Genomic DNA, 15,946 nt, shown 5'->3' with positions numbered 1-15,946 from the left:
TTGAGTTCTTCATACTTTCGCATTCTTATTGTATGTCTTGGATTCGTCTATCATCAACAGTAAGCGTTTTTTTCCGCAAGCCACTTATAAAGAATCCTCTCATCTTCCCTCTGATGATCGGCCAAGTTTTGCGACGTCCACGCAACTTCTTTCATGACCACATACCCTGCATTCGTTTTTTCAACGATGCCAAAGGTGAGTAAAGCTGAGAGGTAGCGTTCGATAGCTTTCGAGACGCCCTCCCGGCAATTGCTATTTTCCCGCAAGACCATTAACTTTCTATCTGCGAGCGTTAAAACGGATTTTGTGATGGCATCCACATGTAAAATGCTACCTAGTGGGCGGCGATGGATAAATTGTAAGATAAGCCAAGCTTGCCAAAGAAACGGGGGGCTAGCGATGGGCAGTGCTTCCGGAATCGGCAGGCCAATATAGGCTGGAAAGCTTTCAAAGGGAAGCCCTCTTTTTTTACAGATGGCCAAAACATACCTTTCCAATCGGCTCGGATGCTCGCTTTTTCTTGTTCGCCATTTGCTTTTTTGTTGGAGCCAAATTTGTGCTTTTTGTGGAAGATCATGAGATAACAAGGGAGGTTGCCATAAATCATGAAGATGAAATTCCTCTGCGGGGATCTCTGTTCGGTCAGCGACAACCGTTGACGAAGCGAGCGGCCAGAAATGATGAAGAATGATAAATCGGTTGGACGTGGCACTGAAAAAGAGCGCATATGGCTTTCCTTTCCGATTTAAGAGAAGTTCTTCTGTCAAGTGCCATCGATAGATATAGGAGCCATAGTTTTTCAATCGATTTTCACCTAAAATCCAAATCGGGCGAATATTGAGGCTGAGATAACCTGCCATTCTTTCCATAAAGCGCTGAGGTGTAAGGTTTGAGCATTGATATTCGATGGCAATGGCTTTGGGGTGATGATGGAGGAAAAGGTCGGCGCGTTGCTTAATATCCGGGATGTATTTTTCTAAAATAGGAAATTCGCCTTGAGCGTTAAGCCAATGATACAACGCACGTTTTCCCTCAAGATGGACAATGGATTCCGGCTCGTTTTCACCGTGACAGCTCATATTGGGCTTATGGGCAAAATGCCAAGCGACCTTTTGGCCTAGCTTCAAGATGAGCGGCTTTCCGCACGCTTCACAATAAAAACGGTGCTTATCCCTTAATTTTTTTAATGTCTCCAATCGTTCCTCACCTTGCAGTGAAAAGCGTCGGCCGCTTTCATTCACCGCGGTCAGCATCGAATCACTTCCTTATTATTTTTTTGTTTGGAATAAGGGAAAGTCAAAAGGGAAGGATTGGCCTCAGGGGACGTTTCGTCCCCCGTTTTCATGCGGCCTCTTTTTAAAGCAATGGGGATAATAAACGTGAGGTTGATTCCAAAACTCTTAAGAAAATATGGCGTTTCTTAAAGACGTCCCATTTGATTTCTTGGGAATGTTCGAGGTCATCGATATAATCAGCAACGAGTTGGATCACGCTTTCCGCCCGATAGAGGAAAGCATTCACTTCAAAATTCAAGTGGAAGCTGCGCATATCCATATTCGCTGTACCAATGGAGGCCATTTCATGATCAATGATGATGACTTTGCTATGCATAAAACCGGATTGATACTCATAAATCTTTACACCGGCTTGTAATAAATCTGGAAAATAGGAATGGGACGCATAGAAAACGATCCGCTTATCGGGCCGATTGGGTACGAGCAGTTTCACATCGATGCCGCTTAGCGCAGCCACTTTTAGAGCGGTAAATATATCATCGTCAGGAATAATATACGGTGATGCAATCCAGATGGATCGTTTCGCCGAGACAATCATGGAGAAAAACAAATTTTTGATGACTTCCCATTCATCATCAGGTGATGACGCCACCATCTGAACGGCGCCATTTGTTTCCTTTATGACTGGCACTGGGGCAAAATAAGTCTGATCGGAAACAAATTCACCTGTCATATTATACCAATCGCGTAAAAAGATTTCTTGCAAGTGGGCGACGGCTTCACCTCGAACCCATAAATGCGTGTCCCGCCAGAATCCGAATTTCCGATCCTTACCTAAGTATTCATCTCCTATGTTTAACCCGCCAACAAAGCCCACGTTCCCATCGATGACAACGATTTTTCTATGATTGCGAAAGTTAATTTTATGATTAAAGAAGGGCAAGCGGACAGGGAAAAATGGAACAACGCGGCAACCCGCTTGTTGCAATTCTTCCACATATTTTTTGGAGAGCCGCCAACTACCAACGGCATCGTAAAGAAAGCGAACCTCAACGCCTTGTCGCGCCTTTTCAATCAGTAAATCTTTCAACTGAACCCCAAGATGATCATGACGCACAATATAATATTCCAAATGAATATGATGTTCGGCTTGACGAATCGCCGAAAAGATCGCTTGAAACGTCTCTTCGCCATTTGTCAAAACCCGCGTTTCCGTTCCAAAGGAGACCGGATATTGGCCAAGCCGCGAAGCAAGTCGTAAGGTCGCCTGCTGATGTTCCCCCATCATTTTCATTTTTTCCTGATCGATGAATTTGGCGACGGCAGCCGAAGCAAATCCCTTATGTTCAAAATGGGCATGCTTGCGAAATAATCTTTTTTTCCTATAGCTTTGACCGAAAAGAACGTAAAAAATAAACCCGACAATTGGAAAAATGGCCAGCACCATGAGCCAAGTAATTGTGCGAGATGGATTACGGTTTTCCAAAAATATAATGATGCCGATAAAAAGCACGGTTAACGATAAACCGATGTTTAATGAATTTAACATCCAGCGCTGCCAATCTTGTAAGAAAAACAAAACGAGAACAACAATAACGACCAACAGCAATAACTGAAGATTTCTTTTCATAAAAGGTGCCTTCTCCTTTTGATCAAACCAACCAAAAGCTTGGAAATCAATTGTGGAAACGGGAGAAATCAAGCATCTTTTATATTTTACATGAAATATCGGGAGAGGAAAAGAAAAAGAGGTTCTGAGTCATTTTGCTACCATTATAAGATACGCGTTATGACCCGTCAATGAACTCTCTTCTTTTTTAAAAAGGTTTCAATAATAGATCATCCATGCACAAAGCTCCTTAACACCGTTCTTTCTTACCGGCAAAAAGAAAACTTGGCTCCGCTAAAAAAACTTCATTCAGCCGGGCCTTCATGCTGACCTAAAGCCAGTATAAAAAAGGGTGCTTTAACATAGGCTCTTGCCATGTCAAAGTCACCCTTTCGCTTAATGACCAAAGTATTTGCGAATTTCTTGAAAGACATTTCCTGATAGAATTAACTTCCCGTACTCCTGAAGAACATGCTCGGTTAATCCGCTTTCCGAACCAAATTCAAGCATTTGGCTGATATCATTTTCGCATTCATAGTCGGTGGCATCTTTATCAAAGACAACATATAAATAATAATGGTCATTATAATGGTAAAGTTCCGTCTTAAGGATGGCATCTTCCATACGGAAGCTGAGGTCGATTAAGTCTTCAAAGTCGGAAAACTTAAGAAGGAAAGACAATTCCCCTTCTTCTTCATCCTCATCATCGTCATCCGTCGGTCCTACCAAGGTTTCGGTCTCCGGCATTAGTGAAATGTCTATATGTTTGTCCTTTGTGATCGGTAATTCCAGCTTAGTTCCATCCTTCGAAATTTGGGCCTTTGTGACAGTGATTTCAAGACCTTTCTCAAGTGCTTGAACTTGAATCCAGAGAGGGCCCTCAATCGGGAATGACTCGAGATGGTGGGCCTCATCCATCATGTCCCAGAACAGTTCTTCGCCACGCTCTCGGTTATACCAGATTTCCTCACGGTCAAACCCTCGTTCTTCCATATCGACGTAACTAATAAAGAACTTCAGCGTGTGTTCATTGACCCGCTCGATATCCATTCGAATCTCTCCCTTCTTCATCACTCATAATTAGGGAGTCGCTTAGCCGACGATCGTCCCCTTATTCGATACTTCCTTTGATGTGAATCATCCCTTTAAGAGGTGCTAGGGGCCGGCCGCCGTTGACAGGAAGTAAGCTATACCCTCTTACTTATACACCTATAAGAAATAAATTTCTTTGGTCTTACCTCTATTGTATGACATCTTCGGCGTAAAAGAAATAAAAAAACACACAAATTTCAATATATCCGTTAAAGCCTATCTCTCTTACCTTGAAATGGGACATATTTCGGACAAGTTTCCGCATAAGTTTAGTTTAGGCAACATGAAGGAAAAGTTAAAAACTAATTTTTTGTTTCACATGGGGAGTGTCCATATGGTCATTAACGAAGAAATCATCTTGTCGGTGATTAACATCATCCTTATTGATCTGGTGCTTGGGGGAGATAACGCCGTCGTCATCGCGATGGCTTGCCGAAAACTGCCACAAAAAAGCCGAAATAAAGCGATCATCACTGGTACTTTTTTGGCGGTTTTAGTCCGGCTCGTGTTGACGGCCATGGTGTTATCATTACTTGCGATCCCTTATCTTTTATTTGTCGGCGGTTGTTTTCTCGTTTATATTGCTTTTAAGCTCATAAGCGATAAACATGAAGACCCAAACATTAAAGCAAGTACAAGCTTTTTCACCGCCGTACGGACCATTGTGATGGCTGACCTGGTCATGGGTTTGGATAATATTTTAGGGATTGCCGGTGCCGCAAAAGGCAATCTTTTATTGGTTGTCATCGGGCTGTCCATTTCCGTTCCCATCATTGTTTGGGGAAGCAAGCTCATCTTAACAGCGATGGACCATATCCCCGGGTTGATCTATCTTGGTTCTGCAGTTTTGGCTTATACCGCTTCGGGGATGATCACAGGGGAGCCGAGCTTCCACGACTTTTTTGCGGAACACCCTTCCTTTAAAACCATGGTCACGACGCTTATTATGACGGGGGTTCTCTTTCTGGGCTGGGTTTTTAATCACAGCGAATCAAGCCGTAAAGTATAATAACCAATGAACCGAGAGCCTCTGGTCAGCATCCCAAAAAGGAACAAAAAGAAAACTTGTGTGTGAAGCCAGAGCCTTCGTTGCCCCTATACTAGCCTAGAAATCTTCGTACATACTTGCCAGTATAAGCAAAAAACGCCTTAAAAGGCGTTTTAATGAAAACGCATGGAATTTTTTAATTGACCATGCGTTGAATTTCATGCAATTGGAAAGTCCGAACTTTTCTCGGCAGAAAACGGCGGATCTCATCATCGTTATAACCCACTTGAAGCCGCTTTTCATCAATAAGAATAGGCCGCCTTAAGAGTCCGGGATTTGATTGAATCAACTGATATAAATCTCGGAGCGGCATGCTATCCAATTGAACATTTAATTCTTGAAAGGCTTTGGAACGCGTTGAAATAATTTCATCGGTACCGTCTTCCGTCATTCGCAGAATTTCCTTAATTTCTTCTATAGTTAGTGGTTCCGAGAAAATATTGCGTTCCCTAAATGGGATATGGTGTTCTTCCAACCATGCTTTGGCTTTGCGGCACGAAGTACAGCTTGGAGATGTATATAGGGTAACCAAGACAAACCCTCCTTAAAGGACTGTCATTCAAATTCTACTGAGAATCCCTTTCATTATTATATTATAATATTTCTAATTTGACTAGCCCTCAAATTAATTCTCGATAAAAATTTTTGGACAAACGGGGTCCTTATCCTTTATAATATTGTGACACGCCTTACAGTATAAAGAAAAGTTATCTCCGCCAAAGAAAAGACGCCCTTATGCTAACCTATATTAGGCAAGCCTTATTGGTGAAAGTAATGCACCCTTAGCCTGAAAAAGTTTAAACGCTATAAGCATCACAAGAAAAGTGCCTTGCCGGTCGGCAAGGCATTCTATGCGGACTGTTTCGTATTGGATGCAGTGCCTTGTTGTTTGGGCTGCAAGTTTCCAAGACGTTCTTTCAACCATTGCTTGAGTGCGCCGCGCATTTTGCGTTTCGACCCTTTTGGTTTCAACTGTAACGCCTCCTTGCCTGCAAAAGAATTGGACAAAATAAACCGTTATGGTCCTGGTTGATTGATGTCCTCAAGTATATTGTCATCCTGGCCATCCCGAATTGTCAAGACCTCATCAGCATCTTGATAGCTTTTTCCGTAAAATTCCTTGTCCTTATAAGTGTGTATTTCTTCATACGTCCTTTTCATTTTTTTCAAGATGCTTTCTTCCGTCTCTTCTTCAGGTGACCAGTATAAAATTTCCATGGGATTGACTTTGTTTGTCGCAAGGCTTTTCCTTCTGTAACCGATGGATGAAGCGTGTTGAAATCCTTCACGCTTGTAAAATCTTAAACGTTTCTTTGTGTCACTGTCTGTATAATCAAGAGGCTCCACTTCCAAGATAATGGGTTTTCCTTTAGCTTTTAACTTTTCGATCAGTTTATGCCCAATGCCTTGCCCTCTTGACTCCGCAGATACCCATAGATAATCAATAAAAATGAAATCATTGGTTTCCGCATACATCAATACATGATGCGGTCCTTCATCTTTATGGTAGAGTTCTGGTTTTTCTTTCAACAAATGTTCCATATGCTCTTTCGATTTCATCTCTTCGACTGGGAAATATTGATTCAGCTTCTCGTACCAGTTCATTGTAACCCTCGCTTTTAGTGTATGTTTTATCGTCCAATATAGACATACCCAAACTTTAAAGGCTTTAATCATTCCTTTGGGTTGTGAAGATTTTTGATCCGCTGGAACAGCTTATTTATGGTAAAATGAGGGTAAAGTGCATAGAGAGGATAAGAAACCGTGCTCCGAATCATTGTTGCCATTCTTACTTTTATACTATTACTCTTTATTCTTTTACAAACATGGATCGATGGAATCCCGATGATCATTCCTAAAATCCTCATATGGCCAACCATTCTGTTATTCATCATTCATCTTGCCCTTAAAAATAAAAGCCGGCACAATAAAAATAAATCAGACTGATCCACTGGCTCAGGAAGCGTCCTTAAAGTCAGATGATGATTCACTTCATCATTTCTTACCAGCACAAACCATTTCGGGAAAGGCACAGCCTTAGTTGCCGTTATGCTCGCCTGATAAATAAAAAGCCCGTGCAAGCCTTTTAAGCTAAGGCAGAGCCTTCGTTAGCCTTATGCTAGCCCGAAAAATGAAAGACTTTCTTACCTGAACAAAAGGCCCTCCATCACGGAAGGCCTTTTTTTATCTATTAAAGTTGCCTTTATATTCATCGTCATAGAGGTGGCATGCCACCCAATGGTCTTTACGCTGCTCGGTCCAACGCGGTGTGACTTGAGCACACACTTCGGTTGCGAATGGACAACGCGTGCGGAAACGGCATCCGCTTGGCGGATTAACCGGGCTTGGCACATCGCCTTCGAGAATAATGCGCTCACGTGTGCGTTCGTAATCGGGATCTGGCACCGGAATGGCGGATAGAAGCGCCTGTGTGTAAGGATGAAGCGGATTATCATAAAGTTCATCACTTTCGGCAACTTCTGTCATTTTGCCAAGGTACATGACGCCAACTCTGTCGCTAATGTGCTTCACCATTGAAAGGTCGTGAGCAATAAACAGGTAGGTTAAACCGCGTTCTTTTTGCAATTTTTCCAACAAGTTTACAACTTGTGCCTGAATAGATACATCCAAAGCGGAAATAGGTTCGTCACAAATAATAAATTCCGGATCGACAGCCAGCGCTCTTGCAATACCTATTCTTTGTCTTTGTCCTCCACTGAACTCATGAGGATAGCGGTTGGCATGTTCGCGGTTCAAACCGACGGTTTCTAACAAATGATATACTCTTTCATCGCGTTCTTTTTTGCTTTTTGCTATGTTATGAACATCGATACCTTCGGCGATGATATCCTTTACAGTCATCCTAGGATTCAATGACGCATAAGGATCTTGAAAAATCATTTGCACTTTTTTATTTAAATCTTTTAATTCTGCACGCGACTTTTTAGCGTGGACATTCACACCGTCTATTAAAACTTCACCTGCTGTGGCGTCGTATAAACGGATGATTGTCCGTCCGGTTGTGGACTTTCCGCAACCGGATTCACCAACAAGGCCGAATGTTTCCCCTTTATAGATATAAAAACTAACATCATCTACTGCCCTTAAATAGGCATTTCGCCCTACTTTAAAATGCTTTTTTAAATTATTGACTTCAACATATTTTTGACGTTCGTTCTTTTGAGTTGTCAACGGGTACGCCCCCCTACCCCAATAGTCTCTGGCGGCTCAACTTTAGGTGCACGTTCATCTTGTAGCCAGCATGCGACTTGTTGTGTATCAGAAACATCAGAATAATCAGGCATAAATTCTGTACATACCTTCATTGCATGCGGACATCGGGCAGCAAATGGGCATCCTTTTGGTGGATTTGCCAAATCAGGAGGTGTCCCCGGAATGGCCAATAATTCACTTTGTCTAGTGTGAAGCTTTGGCATTGAGGATAACAGACCCCATGTATAAGGATGTTTTGGTCTATAAAAAATCTCATCAACTGTACCAGTTTCCACGATTTTTCCACCATACATAACCGCTACCCGGTGTGCCATATTCGCGACAACACCTAAATCGTGTGTAATCAATATAATTGCCGTATCCATTTTGGCTTGTAAATCCTTCATAAGGTCAAGAATTTGTGCTTGGATTGTTACATCCAAGGCGGTAGTCGGCTCGTCCGCTATTAACAATTTTGGGTTGCAAGCGAGCGCTATTGCGATAACAACTCTTTGTCTCATCCCGCCCGAGAATTCATGAGGATATTGTTTAACACGAACCTGTGGATTTGGAATACCTACTAAATCCAAAAGTTGGACGGCTCTTTTCCTAGCTTCGCTTTTGCTTAAACCTTGGTGTTTTCTTAAACCCTCAGCAATTTGCTTGCCAATCGTCATGGTCGGGTTTAGAGAAGTCATTGGATCTTGGAAGATCATAGAAATTTCATTACCACGGTATTTCTGCATTTTCCTTTCAGACAATTTCGTCAAATCAGTGCCTTCAAAGAGAATTTCTCCACCGGTAATCTTGCCCGGCGGATTAGGAATCAATCCCATGATAGCTTTCGATGTCACTGATTTTCCCGAACCCGATTCACCAACAATCGCAAGCGTTTCTCTTTTGTTCACAGTGAGATTTACGCCTCTCACCGCTTGTACGGTTGCTGCATAAGTTTTAAATGTTACTTGAAGGTCTTTGATCTCTAATAGCTTGTCCATATTTTTCCTCCCCTCTCACCGTGCTATTTACGCATCCTTGGATCAAAAGCATCGCGTAAACCATCAGCGAGTAAGTTAAAACTAATCATAAGAATACTGAGAATCAAAGCCGGGAAGAGGGCCATATATGGATAGATTTGCAGATTTTCAAATCCGGCTTGGTTCAGGGATCCAAGAGAAGCTGCCGGTGCGGGAATCCCTAATCCGATAAAACTTAAAAATGCTTCAAAGAAAATGGCACCGGGAATTGTGAACATCAATGTGATAATTATTTGGCCCAAGACATTAGGAATTAAATGTTTCCATATAATTCTCTGATCACTACTCCCGAGAGTTCGTGAAGCAAGGACAAATTCTTGATTTTTCAACTTAAGGACTTGTCCTCGTACGATCCGAGCCATTCCAATCCATCCGGATATAATAAGAGCCAGAATAATGGACGTCATGCCTCCGCCTAACCATAAAATAAACAATATAATCAGTACGAGATTAGGAATACCGGCTAAAATTTCAATCACACGTTGCATCACATTGTCAACTAAGCCGCCATAATATGCGGAAATACCGCCATATGCGACCCCGATTAAACAATCACCGATTGACGCGATTAAGGCGATTATGAGTGATATTCTTGTTCCTGCCCAGACGCGAACCCAGATATCACGACCAAGTTCATCCGTACCAAACCAGAAGTTTTGTTTGACACCATTCAGTTCATAAGTGTCCATCCCTGTAGAGTCTTTTCCATCAAAACCTAACCATTCCAAACCGGGAATCCGGGGATACAAGTTTTGTCTATTGACAACATCTTGATCATCAATCCCATATTTGCTTAGCATCGGCGCAACGATCGCCATAATAACAATTAACACAATAAAGAAAAGACCAACAACGGCTGCTTTGTTTTTTCTTAATCTAAGCCAGGCATCTTTCCAAAAACCGATGCTTGGAGCAGAAATCCGATCAGATTCATCAGCAGATATCTGAGCCGGTTGAAACATATCCAAGGTGATATTATCATTAACTACACTCATGATTTTCTGCCTCCTCCAAGACGTATTCTAGGATCGATGACACCATAAAGAATGTCGACGATTAAAATAACGACTAGGAATAAGATACTGAATAATAATGTTGTTCCCATAATCATCGGATAGTCACGTTTAGTGATTGAGTTAACAAACTGGTCACCGATACCTGGGATGGCAAAAATTTGTTCAATAACCAGCGATCCTGTCATGATTCCAACGACCATCGGTCCCAATATTGTGACGATCGGAATCATCGCATTTCTTACGGAATGCTTGAAGATGACGGAAGCCTTACTCAATCCTTTTGCAGTTGCCGTTACAATATAATCTTGGCCAAGGACATCAAGCATTTCCGTTCTCATAAAGCGGGCGATGTTTGCAATAACCCCAACCGCAAGCGAGAAAGCTGGCATGATATGAAATTTAAATCCACCCCAGAAGGCGATTGGTAACCATTCAAGCTTAACACCAATGTAGTATTGCAGGAGACCTGCAAATACGAAGGATGGTATAGATATGCCTAATACTGCGATAAACATCGCCAAATAATCAATATAGGTATTTCGTTTCAAAGCTGCTATGATACCGAGTAATAAACCCACAATAGTACCAAATACAACGGCCTCAAACCCTATTGTGGCTGAAGGCCCGATACGATGTACAATTAGGTCTGATACCGGTCGACCGTCATACGTAAATGAAACACCAAAGTCACCATGAAGCATGCCCCCAATGTAATGTATAAATTGTATTGGGATCGGGTCATCTAAATTGTATTCATGTTTAAGAATTTGGATTTGATCTGCTGTTAGCTTTTCTGAATTAAAAGGTGAACCAGGTAAAAGTTGCATTAGTAAAAACGTAAACGAAGCAATGATGAACAAAGTAATAATCAAGTATCCAATACGTCCTGCAATATACCTAGCCATTTCTGCCCTCCTATGAATCTATCTTCTATTCTGTAAATAATAGTTTACGTGAAATTTTAGTGGATTACAACCCTTACCAAAAATTATAAAAATGAGGGTATATGTCAGTAGTGACATGTACCCTCTTAAAATTCATCCACTTGTCTTAATGTTTCTTAACTGACATAAACTTGAAGCTATAGTCTGGTCCAAACGGATGTGATGCAAAGTTAACCAAGTATGGTTGAACAAGCGATGCACCGCCATTTTGGTACATTAAGCCTAAAGCAGCATCATCTTGGATGAGGATTTTTTCAGCTTGAAGCAAGAGTTGGTCACGGGCGGCAGGGTCATCAGCTTTTTCTCCTGCTTCTTTTATTAACTTGTCATATTCAGGATTACTGTAAGCCATTTGGTTATTACCATTACCCGTTGTAAACATATCTAAGAATGTCATCGGATCTTGGTAGTCGGGACCCCAACCAGCAGTAGCTATATCATATTTCAGGTTGTCCTCAAGATCGAGCATTACTTTAAATTCTTGTTGGTTAATTTTTAATTTCAAACCTGGCAAGTTCTTTTGAAGCTGGTTAGCAATGTAAGTAATGTTTTGTTTATAATCCGGGCCATCATAGGCAAGGATCTCCAACTCAACATTTTTAACACCGAGCTCATCTAAACCTTTTTGCCAGTATTCTTTAGCTTTTTCTAAATCGTAATTTTGTAGATCGCCATTAGCCTCACGGAAATCTTTCCCATCAGCGGTTTTTACAAAACCACCAGGAATAAGACCTGTTGCAACAACAGAACCGTTATTCAACAATTTATCAACATAAGCTTGACGGTCCCAGCCCATGGAAATGGCTTTTCTGATATTTGGATTTTTCAGATATTTGTTTTTCTCGTTAAACTTGAAGTAGTAAACGGATGTTCCGAGTTTCTTACGGAAGTCATCACGATCACTATATTTTGCCACCCAGTTTTTGGATAATCCAACAGCATCAATTTTTCCACCCATGTAAAGGTTAATACGAGCTTGCAAGTCTTTTACAACCTTTACATTGATTTGATCGATATGGACATTGTCCTTATCCCAGTAAGTCGGGTTCTTTTTGTAAACCCAGCCTTCATTGTGGTCCCAGCTGTCCAATACATATGGACCGTTGAATACACAATTTTCTACTTCCAATCCATAGTTTTTCCCTTGAGATTCAACAAACTTTTTATTTTGCGGGAAGAAGGTTGGGAATGCGAATAAGCTCTTATAGTAAGGAACTTCCTTCGTTAAAGTAACTTCCAATGTGTGATCATCAACGGCTTTAACACCGAGCTGATCCGGTGGCATTTTGCCATCAATAATCTCTTGTGCATTTTTTATACCAAGAGTTGGGAACAAATAGTTATAGGAAGCACCTTTAGTCTTTGGGTCAACGACTTTTTGCCAAGCATAGACGAAGTCGTTAGCGGTGACTGGATCACCATTACTCCATTTTGCATTTGGTTGGAGCTTAAATGTATAGACATAATCTGATCCTTGCTTTTCGATTTGTGGATCGCCAACCGCAAGAGCAGGTACAAGTTCATCTTTTTCATTCATAGTATATAAGCCTTCATATACTTGGTTAAAAACAATAAATGAAACTTGGTCATCGGCGATCGTTGTATTCATTGTCGGAATCTCTTCAGTTTCCGCAAGATTCATTACCTGCTTGTAATTATCGTTCGAACTCGTCTTAGTTTTATTGTCTTTTTTGTCCGAACTGCTGCCACCGCTGCTACATGCTGCCAAAACCAAGCTAAAAACAAGCAGCAAGGAGAGCAAAATTGACCATTTCGCCTTTCCTTTCATAAATCGAATGACCTCCCTAAATGTTATAAATTACAGGCTTTTAAATAATTATTATGAAATTTTCAAAGCCTTTAATGTTATTATACTAGTATAATTTCTTTTTTGCACTGTTTTTTTTTGCATTTATATAAAAAAAGTTGTAATTTTGGCCTTTCCTAATATAAAAATAGGTCTTTTTTACTATTACAAATTTAACATATCAAACAGGGGATATTGCCTTACCAGTGTAATTAAGAGATACTAAATATGAATAATCATTCTGTTATAGTTTTCGGATATATCACAACGGACGATTTGAGAGTTTTCATGATTTAGATATAGTGACAGAGATATGAATCTGTTTTTATAGGTAAAATTGATGCTGGCATTTTTCATCAAATAACATACGCTTATATCGGGAAAACTTCTTTGTCTTGCCTAATTGTTTTAACTGGAGGTATTTGGAATAGATGAAGCACTTAAATTTAAGATGGATAATCATTGCACTAATTGGATCTATATTCTTGATTATCTTTTTTCAAGGATATTTATATAATAAAATTACGGTTGTAACGTTTATAAATGCTTTATTCTTATCAGGTCTTACCCTAATCATCCTCGGCGGAGCAATGTTTGTCTACCAAGGGGGTTTTTTTAAGGGTATCATCTATTCTTTCAAACGATTCTTCAAGTCATTCTCCTTGAAAAACAAATGGATAGCAGAAAATGAGTTTGACGATAAAGACGATGATGAAATATTAACCAGAGAATATAAAATAAGTTCGGCAACGTTATCAGTATTATTAGTTGGTATTTTGCTGTTCGTTATTTCTGTTCTGTTAGCGTTTTTATAATTAGTTAAAAGACAAGGGTGTCCCTCAGGAACACCCATATTTTTTACAATGTGTAAGGTCCTACCAAAAAGCCAATCATCAATACATCTGTTAACAAAAAGTATGAAATAAATTGAATATTCCCCCAGTCTTTATTTTTCACCCATTCGGTTAAAAACCATGCAAAGAGGGCAACGATAACAGGAATAACATAGGATGCTCCGACAAAATGTAGATAGCCCGGACCGAATGTTTGCAGTTTGCCATTAAATAATCTTTGTATGAAGATTAATTGGGTAATGACGAAAAGAACAGCCGCCGTTACAGCAATCCACCGGGGGTTTCTTTCCATCAGTGTCATGTTACCCATGGATAAACCTATAATAAACAAACTTGCTGGAATAACCCATACGAGCGCATAGACAAATATAAGAAGCGAAATGGCCAATTGTGTCAAAGAAGTACTCATGGCGTCGCTCCAATCCTCTTTTTTCAAATGAAGGCTTTTTTGTATGATGCTCTCATTTTGACTGCTTCCCTTTAATATATAGCTGTGGCCGTCAAATTCATTCCAAAGAACGGCATGGTTGTTCATCCATACAGGCTTGGAGGATGGATTTTTGGTGTTGCTGATTTTTTGTGCTTGCCATTGACCGTGACTCTGCCTTGCCAGATAAATATTTTGAGCTTCCTTGCCACCGTAAAACGGCCCTATGCCGGAAAACAGTAAAACAGGTTGATCATTGATCCAGTTAATTTGTAAATCGTTCATAGTCGAAAAAGTTAACCCCGTTTCATTATCCACGACATCCAATTTGACAGTTTTGCTATCGACCTTATATTTCTTTAGATTAAATGAAACCAAATAGTTATTCCGATAAGTTCCTCCATGAGTGCTTCCAAATTGATAATAAGTAATTAACATTGTTTGATCATGTACGACAAAGTTAAAACCATCCAAAAGAGCATTATAAGGTAAAGTCAATTTTACCAGTTGTTTTTGTTCATACTGACCGCCGTTCTTTTGAAGAACGGTGAGATAAATATAGTCATCTGTTTTCTCAACCATTAAAAATATATTTGGATTGTTTCCCGCTACAATGTTTTGTATGGGGTGTTTGGCCGAGCCGATTTTTTTACCGCTTAGAGTAGTTTGATCCAGTCTGTAGATTTCATTATTTCTCCAGTAAACGAGATTCCCTGACAAATTAGCCAAACCGTCCACGTTTTTTTCAATCTCTTTTGTTTTCCCCTCACTGTCAGAGAATGTCAGGGTCTTGTTGGATATAAAAAATATGTTGGAATCTATGACAGTATAAGGATCATATTTTGTAAGATTAATAGGAATTTTGCGCTGCTTAAATATTTGAAAGTTATCATCTGTCTCGAGCACTGAAAGGGCTTGTTTATTTTTAATATAGACTGTAATATGTTGTCCGTCACTAACCACCAATGGTGTTTCCTTCTCTTCACTGTTAATAGGAAATGAAATGTCCCGGCTCCAATTTTTATTTGGAAGCTGTCTTTCATCACTTAACACTTTTTGCATGAGAAGACCGCCAAAGACAAACAAAATCAATATCGGTACGATGAACAACTTTAATTTCTTCAAGCTCCACACCCCTCGTATAATAAGTTTCAAATCCATGGTTGATGTCAATTTCCAGTTCATTATTGCACATTGACAAGTGAATAGAGATTTTTGTCTTCCGGGCGAGCCCGGAAGACAAATTTCGGACTTGGACGCTTCGCGATATTCCCGGATAATGGTCTTAGGATCGTTTGGGTCAATGCTTATCACCCCTGTAGCGATGACTACTGAGTAAGTCTGCATCCCCAGGTTCTTGCCTGAACGTCTAACCCGTAGGCCGTTCCTCCGGATCCCCGTGCTGGAAATGAGCAGTTCCAGGCAGCCCACGGACCGGATGAGTTCTCATACGCGAGGCTGATCGATCGGCAAGCCATCTGGGGATATCCCGAAGCGTCCGATGCCATCGATCCTAAAACGGAGAGGAGGAAGCGACATGCCCTTATTTGTCGGTATTGACGTGAGCTCTAAAAACCTCGAGGCCTGCCTGATGGATGCCGCCGGGGAAACGTTGGTCACTCGAACGGTCACCAACAATTTTCCCGGTGCTTCGGAATTGAAAG

Annotated in this window: 14 protein-coding genes; 2 read left to right on the top strand and 12 right to left on the bottom strand. The window is 40.7% G+C overall.

Annotated features, from left to right (window positions below; translation table 11 throughout):
* Nucleotides 1–53 precede the first annotated feature (53 nt).
* The 3 genes from H532_RS19610 to mecA form a co-directional block, all read right to left on the bottom strand.
* Nucleotides 54–1,253: a competence protein CoiA gene (locus H532_RS19610; RefSeq protein ID WP_027725470.1), complete on the bottom strand. Its 1,200-nt coding sequence runs from the start codon at nt 1,251–1,253 to the stop codon at nt 54–56.
* A 103-nt stretch (nt 1,254–1,356) separates the two neighbouring features.
* The gene (cls, locus tag H532_RS0110645) at nt 1,357–2,865 is read right to left on the bottom strand and encodes a cardiolipin synthase (RefSeq protein WP_027725469.1); all 1,509 of its coding nucleotides are present in this window, start codon (nt 2,863–2,865) and stop codon (nt 1,357–1,359) included.
* 375 nt (nt 2,866–3,240) lie between these two features.
* On the bottom strand, nt 3,241–3,894 hold the full coding sequence (mecA, locus tag H532_RS0110640) for an adaptor protein MecA (protein ID WP_027725468.1): 654 nt from the start codon (nt 3,892–3,894) through the stop codon (nt 3,241–3,243).
* A gap of 382 nt (nt 3,895–4,276) precedes the next feature.
* On the opposite strand from mecA, the gene H532_RS0110635 reads away from it, so the two are divergent.
* Nucleotides 4,277–4,945: a TerC family protein gene (locus H532_RS0110635; protein ID WP_027725467.1), complete on the top strand. Its 669-nt coding sequence runs from the start codon at nt 4,277–4,279 to the stop codon at nt 4,943–4,945.
* A 175-nt stretch (nt 4,946–5,120) separates the two neighbouring features.
* Here H532_RS0110635 and spxA read toward each other — a convergent pair whose 3' ends face one another.
* From spxA to H532_RS0110590, 8 genes are all read right to left on the bottom strand, one after another.
* Nucleotides 5,121–5,516 (bottom strand): transcriptional regulator SpxA, encoded by a 396-nt coding sequence (gene spxA / locus H532_RS0110630; protein WP_027725466.1) that lies wholly within the window; start codon nt 5,514–5,516, stop codon nt 5,121–5,123.
* A 317-nt stretch (nt 5,517–5,833) separates the two neighbouring features.
* Nucleotides 5,834–5,956 carry a hypothetical protein gene (locus tag H532_RS20980; RefSeq protein WP_281169043.1) on the bottom strand — a complete coding sequence of 41 codons (123 nt, stop codon included), beginning with the start codon at nt 5,954–5,956 and terminating at the stop codon, nt 5,834–5,836.
* Nucleotides 5,957–6,001: 45 nt separating this feature from the next.
* On the bottom strand, nt 6,002–6,589 hold the full coding sequence (locus H532_RS0110620; protein ID WP_027725465.1) for a GNAT family N-acetyltransferase: 588 nt from the start codon (nt 6,587–6,589) through the stop codon (nt 6,002–6,004).
* Nucleotides 6,590–7,168: 579 nt separating this feature from the next.
* Entirely contained in the window at nt 7,169–8,176 is a 1,008-nt protein-coding gene (locus H532_RS0110610; protein ID WP_027725463.1) for an ABC transporter ATP-binding protein, read from the bottom strand.
* The gene (locus H532_RS0110605) at nt 8,173–9,195 is read right to left on the bottom strand and encodes an ABC transporter ATP-binding protein (protein WP_027725462.1); all 1,023 of its coding nucleotides are present in this window, start codon (nt 9,193–9,195) and stop codon (nt 8,173–8,175) included. The genes H532_RS0110610 and H532_RS0110605 overlap by 4 nt, the downstream gene beginning before the upstream one ends.
* A gap of 23 nt (nt 9,196–9,218) precedes the next feature.
* On the bottom strand, nt 9,219–10,229 hold the full coding sequence (opp3C, locus tag H532_RS0110600) for an oligopeptide ABC transporter permease (RefSeq protein ID WP_038112185.1): 1,011 nt from the start codon (nt 10,227–10,229) through the stop codon (nt 9,219–9,221).
* On the bottom strand, nt 10,226–11,155 hold the full coding sequence (opp3b, locus tag H532_RS0110595; RefSeq protein WP_027725460.1) for an oligopeptide ABC transporter permease: 930 nt from the start codon (nt 11,153–11,155) through the stop codon (nt 10,226–10,228). The genes opp3C and opp3b overlap by 4 nt, the downstream gene beginning before the upstream one ends.
* Before the next feature lie 145 nt (nt 11,156–11,300).
* A complete protein-coding gene (locus tag H532_RS0110590) occupies nt 11,301–12,983 on the bottom strand; it encodes a peptide ABC transporter substrate-binding protein (RefSeq protein ID WP_027725459.1) in 1,683 nt (560 codons plus the stop codon).
* Nucleotides 12,984–13,432: 449 nt separating this feature from the next.
* Between H532_RS0110590 and H532_RS0110585 the strand changes: the two genes are divergently transcribed.
* On the top strand, nt 13,433–13,816 hold the full coding sequence (locus H532_RS0110585; protein WP_027725458.1) for a DUF3899 domain-containing protein: 384 nt from the start codon (nt 13,433–13,435) through the stop codon (nt 13,814–13,816).
* A gap of 43 nt (nt 13,817–13,859) precedes the next feature.
* Here the strand turns inward: H532_RS0110585 and H532_RS0110580 are convergent, their stop codons facing one another.
* Nucleotides 13,860–15,407 carry a hypothetical protein gene (locus tag H532_RS0110580; protein WP_027725457.1) on the bottom strand — a complete coding sequence of 516 codons (1,548 nt, stop codon included), beginning with the start codon at nt 15,405–15,407 and terminating at the stop codon, nt 13,860–13,862.
* Between the last annotated feature and the right edge of the window lie 539 nt (nt 15,408–15,946).

Origin of the sequence: Tuberibacillus calidus DSM 17572 (genome assembly GCF_000430685.1) — a bacterium.
GTDB classification, from domain to species: domain Bacteria; phylum Bacillota; class Bacilli; order Bacillales; family Sporolactobacillaceae; genus Tuberibacillus; species Tuberibacillus calidus.
Note: the sequence above shows the minus strand (reverse complement) of the source record. Positions and strands in the feature narration are given on the sequence as shown.

What these genes read in the sequence shown, in the direction of transcription:
- H532_RS19610 (WP_027725470.1), bottom strand. Translation starts at nt 1,253, where the DNA reads ATGCTGACCGCGGTGAATGAAAGCGGCCGACGCTTTTCACTGCAAGGT.
- cls (WP_027725469.1), bottom strand. Translation starts at nt 2,865, where the DNA reads ATGAAAAGAAATCTTCAGTTATTGCTGTTGGTCGTTATTGTTGTTCTC.
- mecA (WP_027725468.1), bottom strand. Translation starts at nt 3,894, where the DNA reads ATGGATATCGAGCGGGTCAATGAACACACGCTGAAGTTCTTTATTAGT.
- H532_RS0110620 (WP_027725465.1), bottom strand. Translation starts at nt 6,589, where the DNA reads ATGAACTGGTACGAGAAGCTGAATCAATATTTCCCAGTCGAAGAGATG.
- H532_RS0110605 (WP_027725462.1), bottom strand. Translation starts at nt 9,195, where the DNA reads ATGGACAAGCTATTAGAGATCAAAGACCTTCAAGTAACATTTAAAACT.
- opp3C (WP_038112185.1), bottom strand. Translation starts at nt 10,229, where the DNA reads ATGAGTGTAGTTAATGATAATATCACCTTGGATATGTTTCAACCGGCT.
- opp3b (WP_027725460.1), bottom strand. Translation starts at nt 11,155, where the DNA reads ATGGCTAGGTATATTGCAGGACGTATTGGATACTTGATTATTACTTTG.
- H532_RS0110590 (WP_027725459.1), bottom strand. Translation starts at nt 12,983, where the DNA reads ATGAAAGGAAAGGCGAAATGGTCAATTTTGCTCTCCTTGCTGCTTGTT.
- H532_RS0110585 (WP_027725458.1), top strand. Translation starts at nt 13,433, where the DNA reads ATGAAGCACTTAAATTTAAGATGGATAATCATTGCACTAATTGGATCT.